Annotated in this window: 9 protein-coding genes; 6 read left to right on the top strand and 3 right to left on the bottom strand. The window is 42.8% G+C overall.

Annotated elements, in window-relative coordinates; all coding sequences use genetic code 11:
- The first annotated feature begins 228 nt into the window (after positions 1-228).
- From AACW75_RS18225 to AACW75_RS18240, 4 genes are all read left to right on the top strand, one after another.
- Positions 229-3,579 carry a helix-turn-helix domain-containing protein gene (locus AACW75_RS18225; RefSeq protein ID WP_145570841.1) on the top strand — a complete coding sequence of 1,117 codons (3,351 nt, stop codon included), beginning with the start codon at positions 229-231 and terminating at the stop codon, positions 3,577-3,579.
- Between the two features lie 659 nt (positions 3,580-4,238).
- Positions 4,239-4,460, top strand: a complete 222-nt coding sequence (locus AACW75_RS18230) for a FeoA family protein (protein WP_004734203.1) — start codon at positions 4,239-4,241, stop codon at positions 4,458-4,460.
- The gene (feoB, locus tag AACW75_RS18235) at positions 4,461-6,734 is read left to right on the top strand and encodes a Fe(2+) transporter permease subunit FeoB (protein ID WP_145570843.1); all 2,274 of its coding nucleotides are present in this window, start codon (positions 4,461-4,463) and stop codon (positions 6,732-6,734) included.
- Positions 6,731-6,961 carry a FeoC-like transcriptional regulator gene (locus tag AACW75_RS18240; protein ID WP_004734201.1) on the top strand — a complete coding sequence of 77 codons (231 nt, stop codon included), beginning with the start codon at positions 6,731-6,733 and terminating at the stop codon, positions 6,959-6,961. Before feoB ends, AACW75_RS18240 begins: the two co-directional genes overlap by 4 nt.
- 137 nt (positions 6,962-7,098) lie before the next feature.
- Here AACW75_RS18240 and AACW75_RS18245 read toward each other — a convergent pair whose 3' ends face one another.
- Together AACW75_RS18245 and argS are read right to left on the bottom strand one after the other, a co-directional pair.
- Positions 7,099-7,527, bottom strand: a complete 429-nt coding sequence (locus AACW75_RS18245; RefSeq protein ID WP_145565583.1) for an HIT family protein — start codon at positions 7,525-7,527, stop codon at positions 7,099-7,101.
- Positions 7,528-7,796: 269 nt separating this feature from the next.
- Entirely contained in the window at positions 7,797-9,530 is a 1,734-nt protein-coding gene (gene argS, locus AACW75_RS18250) for an arginine--tRNA ligase (RefSeq protein WP_135458064.1), read from the bottom strand.
- Between the two features lie 347 nt (positions 9,531-9,877).
- Here argS and AACW75_RS18255 point away from each other — a divergent pair, with 347 nt between their 5' ends.
- Positions 9,878-10,474, top strand: coding sequence for a VOC family protein (locus tag AACW75_RS18255; RefSeq protein WP_145570845.1), 597 nt, complete (start codon positions 9,878-9,880; stop codon positions 10,472-10,474).
- Between the two features lie 240 nt (positions 10,475-10,714).
- Here the strand turns inward: AACW75_RS18255 and purU are convergent, their stop codons facing one another.
- Positions 10,715-11,548, bottom strand: a complete 834-nt coding sequence (purU, locus tag AACW75_RS18260; RefSeq protein WP_102552885.1) for a formyltetrahydrofolate deformylase — start codon at positions 11,546-11,548, stop codon at positions 10,715-10,717.
- A gap of 301 nt (positions 11,549-11,849) precedes the next feature.
- On the opposite strand from purU, the gene AACW75_RS18265 reads away from it, so the two are divergent.
- Positions 11,850-12,047: a hypothetical protein gene (locus AACW75_RS18265; RefSeq protein ID WP_145570847.1), complete on the top strand. Its 198-nt coding sequence runs from the start codon at positions 11,850-11,852 to the stop codon at positions 12,045-12,047.
- Positions 12,048-12,054 lie beyond the last annotated feature (7 nt).

A 12,054-nucleotide genomic window follows, 5' to 3' on the forward strand; every position in this document is an offset into this window, starting at 1 on the left:
ATGCCGCTTTTTGCGGCATTTTCGTGACCGCTAAGATAAAACCTTTCAACAAATAACAAACCTCCTTTCTCCTTCGCTAATTTCCGCTAAAATAGAAAGATAATAATAATCACAAAAAAACTCGGTGTCTGTTCTAGTAGGGTAAGGCATTGCGTCTACCGAAATTTCATGTGCTGTGCTGCTCAGGATTAAAAGTTGTATCAAATTATCTTCAGAATGCTCGTGTTGATGAGCATTTCATTTAGCGTTCTAGCGGTAAATACTTCACCTTCCGTTTTTTATCCTTTACCTGTTCAGGCGCAAGGGAATTTCCTTGCGGCTAAAAACCTATATCTTGGGGCGGGAGGTGGGCTCTGGATCCACGACGTGCATGGAAAAGTGCTTTTTTATGATGGTCGTACTCTGTTGCCGAGAAAGGGCAGCCTTCTACAATTCTCCTCAGAAAGAGTGGCGTTTCTTAACGATGAGTTTTGGAGCTTTTTCGATAACGAGGTATATCGACATAATCCGGGGATTGGCAATGAACTTGCATTTAGTTTAAGCCCCGGTGCAGAGATCGCTAATATCGGCGTATCTGGTGATTATATCTGGGTGACAGATGGCAGTAATTTTTATACCTACAACACGCTGTCTTTAGAATTTAACACCTACTCATTACTTAAACTGTATCGATACAACAACAGCAGCGGCATAGTGATCAATGATGCGGAGCGTGTGTTATCCAAATGGGTGTTAGCGACAAGCTCTGGTGTCTACCTTTCAGAAAATCAAGAATTTACCCATGTCACCGCATCAGAGAAAAATCATATTGAGACGGTTTATTTCTCAAACACGAGACGTGAACTCGTCATCGGTACTTTAAATGGTGCGGTCATTGTCGATCTAGCAAATCCAGATAAAGAGACGTATGTACGAGGTTCCCATGTGTTATCTCTTGCTGAAACTTCTGACCAATATTGGATAGGAACAGAACACGGTCTCATTAGCTATAATTTCATTACAGGCCAAGTTACACGTTTTGAGCAAGCCACCAATCAAGACTTCTCGTTACCAGGCGAGAAAATATACTCGCTGATCAACGATCATGCTGGTGGGATGTGGGTCGCGACGAATAATGGTATTCGATATTTCTCACTATTCAGTAAGACATTCTCTAGAACGCCATTAACGGGAATGGGAATGCACTCCAGTAATGTCGTGATAAATAGGATACAGCCTATTAGTGATAATCTGTCTTGGGTCGCTTCTTCTATGGGCCTGTTTCTGGTCGACTCCCTAAGTGAAAATGATCCAGTTCGTGTTTATCAGAACCCAGTAAAGGACTTTGAAATTTTGGGTTCTTCTATTTGGCTAGCGACTGAAAATGGCATTATTAGTATTAATACTAATACGTTAGAGCCTGAAACGCTTAGTTTACCTAGAGCGATTAAGGGTGTACATATTGAGAACTTTGCGCTTCAAGCTGGAAGCGTACTTTGGATGAGCTCTGGGCAAGACCTCTATTCATTGTCTCTCGAGACCATGACGGTGACGAGTTACGGAACTGATTGGTTAGTTGATAAGTTTTTGCCAGCGAAAATCACTGATCTCAGTATCGGGTTACATGACAGTGTCTATATAGGCACTGACCATGGGTTTTATGCCTTTGTTGATAAGAGAATTAGCTTCAGTCGTTGGAGTGAGCGATTCGGCAAAGTCGTTGATATCGAAAAAGCAAAAGATGGCGCGCAGTGGTTCGCTAGTAGTTATGGTGTGTATCGAATCCCTTATGATACAAACGTTATCGAAGAAGTTGCTCTCATCGAAGATAATATTAGCCCTAATTGTTTGATCAGCGATGATAACGGCGTCTGGTTAGGGTCTTCAAAAGGTATCAGTTATTACGGACTAGATGGACAGCTGCATAAACATATAGGTTCACCATTTGGTCTGATCACTAATGAACTGGCAGCGGGTGCATGTGCACTGTTTTTCAGTGAGAAAAATCAATCATCAAGGCTAGTTTTAGGCTCGAAATATGGCGTAGTAACGGCGTTGTCCAATGAGTTATTGGTGTCTACAACACCTCAGAACCGAGCTCTACTCAGCAAGATAAGTGTCGATCAACAAACCGTATCACTTGGTGGGAAAGCGGTTGTTCTGGAAGAAATCCCTTACGGTTCATCCATTAGTTTTAAGCTTGGTATCTTACCTGCAACATTCGCACCTGCGATGGAGTATAGACTCAGCGCTGACGAACCTTGGAGTGAGTTTGAAGGGGGAGTCTTAACACTGGATCATTTGCTTCCGGGTGATTACACACTTGAAGTTAAACCGATCAAGGACTCTCATTATCGATTTGTACCTACTACTCAAAGTTTTTCAATTGCAGAGCCTTGGTACTTGAGTAATTGGGCAGTGGCGAGCTCTCTTATTATGTTAATCGGTTTAGTTACCGTTCTCGTTTTCTGGCGTTCGCGCTATGTCACTTTTGCCAACAGACACTTGAAAGCGCAAGTTGCATTAAAAACGGACCAGTTAAGACACCAAAGTCGTATCTTGTTAACAACGAATCAACAACTAAAAAAGCAGTTGTCGGTTAAAAATGTTTTGGTCTCACACACAGCGAAAGAACTATCCGATGAAGTCACTCAGATTGCTGCAATGCTACCTAGTTGGAACGATGACCAAGGTCGATCGCCAATACTGACGTTGAAAAATGGGCTCGCCCAATTGAGCAATAGCCAAGAGGGTTCGGGGACAGTCTGTTGTGATGGAATTCTAATTTTGGAATCTGTGCTTAAGGCGTGGAAGGGTGACTTGGCAAAAGCGGGTATTGAACTCGATATTAAAGTTGAAACTAAATACAGACATGTGTCGCTACTGTATTTTAATCTGGATATTATTTTTAATAGTTTGGTCGCGAGTATCATCAAGAGAAACTTTAAATCACAAAGTATGGTGGTGTTGGTTGAAGAGGTTAAAGAGCATTTAGTTGTTACGATTCGCGACTATGGTATGCCTTTCCCTAAATTGGCTTCATCAATAAGTGACGGTAGCGGAAAGTCGACTGATCTCAATATCGAAAAGTTACCTTTATTGGTCAATCAAAGCGGTGGCGAACTTAATGCTTTTGTTTCTGACTCTCAAAATAAGGTTCAACTATCATGGCCAATTGAATATCAGGTGTTGGATGACCTTGAAGCTAGCACAATCGAACAGATAGAAACGATTAAGCTTGCAGCCTCGACGCCTGAGCGACAAAAGCTGACTGCAGAGCAAGAGTGGAAAAATAAAGTATCGCAGCTTGTGAGTGAACACTACGCTGATGCGGAGTTTGGCACTGCAGCTGCCGCTAAATATTTGTTCATGTCCGAGAGAAGCTTACAACGGCGCTTTAAATCGGCCTATGACAAAACATTTAAAGAACACCTCAATGAAGTTCGTTTGGAACATGCATGCGAAAGGTTATTGGCCGGAGAGAAAGTGTCAGACGTCGCGTTCGATTCTGGATTCAATGATCCTTCCTATTTCAGCCAACGGTTTAAGCATCACTTTGGTATGTCTCCCTCTAAGTTTGCGGAAAATAGTGAAGAGTAGTTAGCTGAGGATTCATTTTCCTTTCACATTGATAAAATTACTCTAGGCCTCGACAGTCGTGTTGGGGCTTTTTTATGCTCCTACGAGATAGAGATAGAGATAGAGATAGAGATAGAGATAGAGATAGAGATAGAGATAGAGATAGAGATAGAGATAGAGATAGAGATAGAGAACTAGGTTTGTTTAAGTTTTTTGTGGATAGAGAGGGATAAAACGAAAGGAAGAAAAAAATATCGTGGTATAGCCGGGGGGACTATACCACGGGTGCCAAGGACACCTTCGCTTGCTGCCGGAGTGATATGGCAAACCACATCACCTCTGGAATAAAATTAAAGAGAAGTAATTTCTCTTCGATGGAGTAACTATACGGTGAGCTACTTATTTTACTTATAAAATTAACGACAGATACCTGTGAGAAAACCGACAATATTATAAGTAACTGAAATATAATAATTTTTATTGATTTTTGGTACGTTGTACTCGTGAGGTAGTTCTCATCAATTATTGAAAGTAACGTTTTTGACGTAAACGTTTTTAACGAAATTTACGAGTATGTATTTCCGAAAACTTTGATTTCACACAATAGAATTATGGTCATGTATGTGTATCATGGCTGTTAATAACAATCTTTCTCATTATCAGTCACGAATTGGGCATTTATGAAACTCTCACAACTCGAGCAAGGAAAAGCAGCTTCTATTGTTGCACTAACCGGCCTAACACCAGACGTTAGAAAAAAACTAATGGTTATGGGCATGCTGCCAAAAACTGAGGTGACGTTAATCCGTCGTGCACCTATGGGTGATCCGCTTCAAGTTGAAGTGAGAGGTGTTTCAATTGCCATTCGTGAAAGCATCGCAGAACAAATCGAGGTTATCTAAATGGATTATCAAGTTCTTACCGTTGGTAACCCTAATAGTGGTAAAACAACATTATTCAATGCATTGACCGGCGCTAAACAGCACGTTGGTAACTGGGTTGGTGTAACCGTAGAAAAGAAAACGGGCTTGTACTCGCATGCGGGCGACCAATTTCAACTGACTGACCTTCCGGGTATCTACGCACTCGATAGTGGTAATGATGCGAACAGTATCGATGAATCTATCGCTTCTCGTGCCGTTCTGACTCACCCAGCTGACGTCATCATTAACGTTGTAGACGCAAGCTGTCTAGAACGAAGCTTATACATGACATTACAACTGCGAGAATTGGGACGCCCAATGATCGTTGTATTGAACAAAATGGATGTATTGAAGCGCGAGCGTCAGGTGATTAACCTTAAAGCGCTTGAAAAAGAATTGGGCTGTCCAGTACTGAGCTTGTCGGCAAACGACAAAGGTCAAGTGGCTCGTTTTAAAGAACGTCTACATAAATTGCTTGTTCAAGGTGTAAGCCTTGATCCTATCTCTATCGACTACGATGCAGCGTTAGAAGCTCTAATCCCTTCTGTTGAATCACAATTTGATGATGCTGATGTTTCGCATCGAGCGTTGGCTATTCGTGCGTTAGAAAATGATTACTTGGTATTAAACGGACTGGCTCCTCATACTCGAACTCAAATCGACAGTGTGCGTCTTGGTGCTGAGTTTGATATTGACCTTGCTGTTGCTGATGCGAAATACACTTTCTTACATGACCTTTGTAAACGTGTTCGTCGTAGCGAAGGCAAACTAAGCCGAAACTTTACCGAGAAAGCAGACCAATTCATTTTGAATAAATGGGTCGGTATTCCTTTCTTCTTCGTCATTATGTACCTGATGTTTATGTTCTCTATCAACATTGGTAGTGCGTTCATCGACTTCTTTGATATGGGCGTTGGGGCAATACTGGTTGATGGCGGCCATCACTTATTAGATGACCACTTACCGGTTTGGTTAGTAACCATACTTGCTGATGGTATCGGTGGTGGTATTCAAACGGTTGCGACGTTTATTCCGGTTATCGCTGCGCTTTACTTATTCTTAGCGGTACTAGAAAGCTCGGGTTACATGGCTCGCGCGGCATTCGTACTTGATAAAGTAATGCAAAAAATCGGTCTGCCGGGTAAAGCTTTTGTACCACTGGTACTTGGCTTTGGTTGTAACGTACCTTCTATCATGGCAACTCGTACTCTTGACCAAGAGCGTGAACGTAAGCTAGCAGCATCAATGGCACCGTTTATGTCATGTGGCGCGCGTCTACCGGTATACGCGCTGTTCGCAGCAGCGTTTTTCCCTGGCGCCGGCCAAAATGTTGTGTTCGCTTTGTACATCATGGGTATTGTTGCTTCTGTGTTTACAGGTCTATTCCTTAAAAATACAATCTATCCTGGCAGCAGCGATAGCTTGGTCATGGAAATGCCAGATTACGAATTGCCAACCGTGCAAAACGTGATGCTGAAAACTTGGCAGAAGCTGAAACGTTTCGTGCTTGGCGCAGGTAAAACCATCGTAATGGTTGTGGCTATTCTTAGCTTCTTGAATTCATTAGGTATGGACGGAAGCTTTGGTAACGAAGACAGCGAAAATTCAGTGCTATCTAAAGCGGCACAAGTCGTGACGCCTGTATTCCAACCGATTGGTATTACTGAAGAGAACTGGCCTGCAACGGTTGGTATTATTACGGGGATCTTCGCTAAAGAAGCCGTGGTTGGTACATTAAACAGCTTGTACACCACGCCATCAGACGAAGAAGCGGCTGAATTCGATTTAGCAGCAAGCTTGCAAGAAGCTGTGATGACAATTCCTGAAAACCTAGCTGGTTTGAGCTATTCAGATCCATTAGGCATTGAAGTGGGCGACTTGTCTGACTCAAGCTCTGTGGCTGCGGATCAGGAGGTTGATACTTCGATCTTTGGTAACTTGAAAGACAAGTTTGTATCAGGCCACGCTGCGTTTGCTTATTTGATTCTTATCCTGCTTTACACACCTTGTGTTGCTGCGATGGGCGCTTATGTACGTGAGTTTGGTCAGATGTTTGCCCGCTTCATTGCGGTATGGACAATGGCTCTTGGCTACTTTGGTGCGACCTTCTATTACCAAGCGGCAAACTTTGCTGTTCACCCAGTGAGTAGTGCTGTGTGGATGGTGGCAATTGCTGGTGGCTTTGTGGTGACGTATCGCGTCTTCAAGAAAATCGGCAGTAAGCAGAAAGCGTTAGAGGTGCAAGTAGTATGATCTTAACTGAGCTTCATCAATACATTGATAACGAGGGCGTCGCAGCTCGTAGTGAACTTGCGTCTAAGTTTGGAATGAGTGAAGATGGCGTGGATGCGATGCTCAGTGTGTGGGTCAAAAAAGGGAAAGTATCTCGTTTGGTTGACACCAACAAGCATGGACATACAACACGTATTCGTTACACCATCAGCAAACAAGATGGTTTGTCACTGAATGTGATGATGTAGTTCAGAGCTTCATACTCTCGTTGAAAACGGCGAGATTAGACAATAAAAAAGCCGCTCACCTATTTTAGATGAGCGGCTTTTTGTCATGTGTCTTTTCTGAACAGTCTTGCTTTAAAGCATAATGAGATGAACTCGAATTACGCTTTCTTGAAGATAGAGCTCAATGACAGAACGTTTTGAATGCGAGTATGGATTGCGGCTTGTTCTTCTTCACTACGTTGTTCACCTTTGGTGTTGCCCCATACCGGGCCTGGCCACGCGATGTCGTCTTTGAAACGTGCAATATGGTGAATGTGCAGCTGTGGCACCATGTTACCCAGCGCGCCTAGGTTTAGCTTATCAGGCTGGAACGTTGCTTCTAATGCTTGGCTTACCGCTTGAGATTCAAGCAGGAATTGCTGCTGTTCTTTCATTGGCAAGTGGTGCAGTTCTTTTAGGTTGGCGCGCTTCGGCACTAAGATAACCCAAGGCACAGCATTGTCTTTGCTCAGCAGTGCAAGGCTTAGTGGAAATTCGCCGATAAGCGTGGTGTCTTTTGCTAACTGTGGGTGAAGTTCAAAGCTCATTATTATTATCCATTTCGATTTCTTGAGGTCATACCGATCACAGTAAGTAAATGATCAGAAATAGCGCAGGAAAAAGGTTTGAGAACAAGGCAGATTTTTTTGATAAGTAGTTATTCTACAATCAAAAATTCTAACGCAGTTATCGAGCGTTTTAACCAGCTAGGATGATTAGTTATTTACTAAGATTGGTATCAGTATACGTTAGATAAAACAAAAGGTTGATGCTCTCACATCAACCTTTGTATTTATTCATTGTAATCCGAAGGGAATTACATGCGCTCTAGCGTTTCAATACCTAGAAGCGATAGACCTTGCTTGATAGTCTTCGCTGTCAGTGCAGCAAGCTTCAGACGGCTTTGCTTAACTGTTTCATCTTCTGCCACTAAGATAGGGCATGCTTCGTAGAAGCTAGAGAATTGACCAGCAAGCTCGAACAGGTAGCTACACATGATGTGCGGTTGACCTTCACGAGCAACAGATTGTACCGCTTCTTCAAATTGAAGAAGTTTCGCGATAAGTGTTTTCTCTTTCTCTTCAGTGATTTTGATTTCACCGTCAAGAGAGTCCATAGAGATACCAGCTTTAGCGAATACAGATGCAACACGAGTGTATGCGTACTGCATGTAAGGCGCTGTATTGCCTTCAAACGCAAGCATGTTTTCCCAATCAAACACGTAATCAGTCGTACGGTGCTTAGAAAGGTCTGCGTATTTAACAGCAGCCATTGCAACTGTGTTCGCGATGGTTTTCTTCTCGTCTTCTGCTAGCTCAGGGTTTTTAGATTCAATCAGCTGAGTTGCACGCACTTCTGCTTCATCCAGAAGATCAGCAAGACGTACTGTACCGCCTGCACGAGTTTTGAATGGCTTACCATCTTTACCTAGCATCATGCCGAATGCGTGGTGCTCAAGAGATACAGACTCAGGAACATAACCTGCTTTACGAACGATAGTCCAAGCTTGCATTAGATGTTGGTGCTGACGAGAGTCAATGAAGTAAAGTACGCGGTCTGCGCCCAGCTCTTCAAAACGGTATTTAGCACAAGCAATATCGGTAGTGGTGTATAGGAAGCCACCGTCACGCTTTTGCACGATAACGCCCATAGGGTCACCGTCTTTGTTTTTGTATTCATCTAGGAATACAACTTGTGCGCCGTCAGACTCTTTTGCTAGGCCTTGCGCTTGTAGGTCAGAAACGATGTTTGAAAGCATGTGGTTGTACATACTTTCACCCATCACATCATCGCGTGTTAGTGATACGTTCAGGCGATCGTAGTTACGTTGGTTTTGAACCATGGTTACGTCAACCAGCTTTTTCCACATTTCAGCACAGTATTCGTCGCCGCTTTGCAGTTTGACTACGTAGCCACGAGCTTTAACTGCGAATTCTTCGTCTTCGTCGTAAAGCTTTTTAGATTCACGGTAGAACTGCTCAAGGTCAGCAAGTTCCATTGAAACTTCGCCTGTTTCAGCCTGAACGCGCTCAAGGTTTGCGATAAGCATACCAAATTGAGTACCCCAGTCACCGATGTGGTTAGCACGGATAACTTTGTGACCTAAGAACTCTAGAGTGCGAACAACTGCATCACCGATGATGGTTGAACGAAGGTGACCAACGTGCATTTCTTTAGCAACGTTTGGTGCAGAGTAGTCAGCAACAATCGTTTGTGCTTCAGCGGCTGTAACACCAAGGCGAGAATCGGCAAGAGCGGCTTCTGCTTGTTGTGCTAGGAATGCTTCATCTAGGAAGATGTTAAGGAAACCCGGGCCTGCGATTTCAACTTTAGAAGCGATACCGTCTAGGTTTAGAACGTCCAATACTTTTTGAGCAAATTCTCGAGGGTTAGTACCTAGTCGTTTAGCAACGCCCATTACGCCGTTTGCTTGGTAGTCACCAAATTGTGGTTTTGCAGATTGGCGAACAGCAGCAGGAGAGCCTGCAGGTGCGCCAGCGGCTTCTAGAGCCTGAGATACTTTGTCATTAATAAGTGCTTGGATATTCACACGCGTTTCCTTCAATTCAAGGATGATAAGAGTGGTCGTTATTTCGTGGTCACTAAATTGGTTAATTATGCTTCTAGTTAACGATTTAATGCCGAAACGAACAATAGACTCTGTTTAAGTTCACAAAAATGGCGGTAATCATACCAATTTTGTGGGGTTTCTTATAGGTCGAATTGATAGAAAATTTACATTTCCTGAGGGGTTTTTGACAAACGACTTTTACGAGGCCAAGTTTGTCTGTTTTGGAAACTGAACTAGCGTGTTTGTTGAGTGTTTTTTATAAAAGCAACGCTTGTTGCTGCAAGCAAAACTGATAACATGCAGCCCTTATTTGGAGAACATAGACGATGACGATGAGCCTGAAGCAAGCCGAACTAGAACCCCAACAAATGATTGCGCGCCTTGATACATTTATGGCGAAAATTGAGAACCTAGGAAATACATTGGGTTTAGATTTAAGCTTTGCTCAAGCGGATCATATTGCATTAAGAATCAATGAAACTGAGCTTGCGAAATCAGCACATCAAGCATGGTCTGAATATGGCTCTACGATTTCAGAAGCGATGATCAATGGTCGTCCAATCGTTGTGTTGGCGTTTGATAAACCGTTACAAAGTCTAAGTTGGAAGATTGAATGCTTAGAGCTGCCATATCCGGCAGAAGGTAAAACTTACCCAAGCCAAGACTGGGAGCATGTTGAGTTTGTGATTCCTTCTCATGCGCAAACTGCCGATGAGTATTTAGCCGATCTTAAAGAAACCTATCCACAGTTTGCTGCTAAGTTTGAAACCTTGGCTGAGCAAGGTATTAAGATAAAACTCTCTAGCCCGAAAGGCGAGGGTGAGCGTTTAAATAACCCAACGGTAGCTTTTAAGCATCAAGGGATTTGCATCAAGCTGCACCCACACTCTTTGAAGAAAATTGTTGAGTCAGAGCAGGCTTAATTTGAGTAGGGAGTTGCTGGAAAGAGATTCCTGATCTCGCTTAGGCTCGTCGGAATGACGTTTGCAGAGTAATGACTTTAACGGTTAGAGAATGCCGTCATTCCCGATAACGACTAAGGAGCGTAATCGGGAATCTCTGAAAGCTAGTCTAATAACCAGATACAAAAAACGCGCAACGGGTTAATCCTGTTGCGCGTTTTTTATTGGGTTCTAACTGGAAGTATTACTTAAATAAGCGACTTACAGAATCACGGTCTTGTTGCCATAAACAAACACATGATCATTGATCACTTTGTTTAAAGCCTTACTCAACACGTTCTTCTCTACGTCACGACCGGCTTGAGCCATGTCTTTTGCGCTGAAGTTGTGATCAACGGGGATTACGTCTTGCTTGATGATTGGACCTTCATCGAGATCGTTCGTTACAAAGTGCGCCGTCGCACCAATGATCTTCACTCCACGCTCATAGGCCTGTTGATATGGTTTAGCACCAATGAAGGCTGGTAAGAAGCTGTGGTGAATATTGATGATCTTGTGGTTGTATTTTTCAACAAACCCAGGGGTTAGCACTCGCATGTACTTAGCAAGTACAAGGTAATCCGCCTCATACTGGTCAATCACTTCAAGCATCTTCTGTTCATGCTCTTCGCGGTTTAATCCTTCATGAGAAACATAGTGATAAGGGATATTAAAACGTTCGGTTAAGCTTTGTAGCGTATCGTAGTTACCGACAACCGCTGCGATTTCAACATCCAAACTCCCATCGAAATTCTTCATCAGAATATCGCCAAGGCAGTGTGCTTCTTTGGTCACCAAGATAACAACGCGCTTGCGAGATGAATCAACAAGTTTACGCTTTGTGTTTTCTGGTAGGGCTTGGTCTAGATCTGCGAGTAAGGTTTCGTCATTGAAATACCCTTCTAACTCGGTACGCATGAAAAAGTGACCACTTGTGTTATCTACGAACTCATTGTTGTGGACAATATTGAGTTGGTGCTTGTAACAAATGTTGGTGATCTTTGAGATGAGGCCTGGGGCATCAGTACAATGTGTTAATAAAGTTTTTCTTTCCATTTTCATCTTACTTCCATGAATGTTGCACTTATTTATCTGGAATCGGGATTATTCAAATTAAATGCAGGCCGTCGAACGGTGAACTGAGCCGCAATATCACCGTTATAATTAATCTATTATCAAGTTGGTTTCAACAAGTTCTGCTGCTCATTTATCGCTTTGATAAATTGTTTCATATAGAAATATCAGTTTTTAGACAGGAAAACAGGCAGAAGCTTCACTTTTTATAGTTTTGACCTTAGTACGCATTTGAACTTCAACCAAGGCACTTTATGCCGTGGCAAAAATAGAGGTGATACTTATGGATAAAGAGTTACTAGCAAAAAAATTGTACTGCAAGCGAGTGAGTTCATTGGCTAGAGGTACGGAGCTAGACGGTCATGTTTTAGATGAAATGTGGGAAAATAAAACCTCACCAACCGATGCTGTAAAAGCCATTCAGCCAAATGACAACCATTTTGAAGGTGCGCCTTGGTTATCTCGTTATTTAAAACGCTAGTCGTAGG

It is taken from the genome of Vibrio sp. L3-7 (genome assembly GCF_963898195.1).
Taxonomy (GTDB): Bacteria; Pseudomonadota; Gammaproteobacteria; order Enterobacterales; family Vibrionaceae; genus Vibrio; species Vibrio echinoideorum.

Coding starts and splice junctions, on each gene's coding strand:
- AACW75_RS18225 (WP_145570841.1), top strand. CDS start 229: ATGAGCATTTCATTTAGCGTTCTAGCGGTAAATACTTCACCTTCCGTT.
- purU (WP_102552885.1), bottom strand. CDS start 11,548: ATGGAAAGAAAAACTTTATTAACACATTGTACTGATGCCCCAGGCCTC.
- AACW75_RS18265 (WP_145570847.1), top strand. CDS start 11,850: ATGGATAAAGAGTTACTAGCAAAAAAATTGTACTGCAAGCGAGTGAGT.
- AACW75_RS18245 (WP_145565583.1), bottom strand. CDS start 7,527: ATGAGCTTTGAACTTCACCCACAGTTAGCAAAAGACACCACGCTTATC.
- AACW75_RS18240 (WP_004734201.1), top strand. CDS start 6,731: ATGATCTTAACTGAGCTTCATCAATACATTGATAACGAGGGCGTCGCA.
- feoB (WP_145570843.1), top strand. CDS start 4,461: ATGGATTATCAAGTTCTTACCGTTGGTAACCCTAATAGTGGTAAAACA.
- AACW75_RS18230 (WP_004734203.1), top strand. CDS start 4,239: ATGAAACTCTCACAACTCGAGCAAGGAAAAGCAGCTTCTATTGTTGCA.
- AACW75_RS18255 (WP_145570845.1), top strand. CDS start 9,878: ATGACGATGAGCCTGAAGCAAGCCGAACTAGAACCCCAACAAATGATT.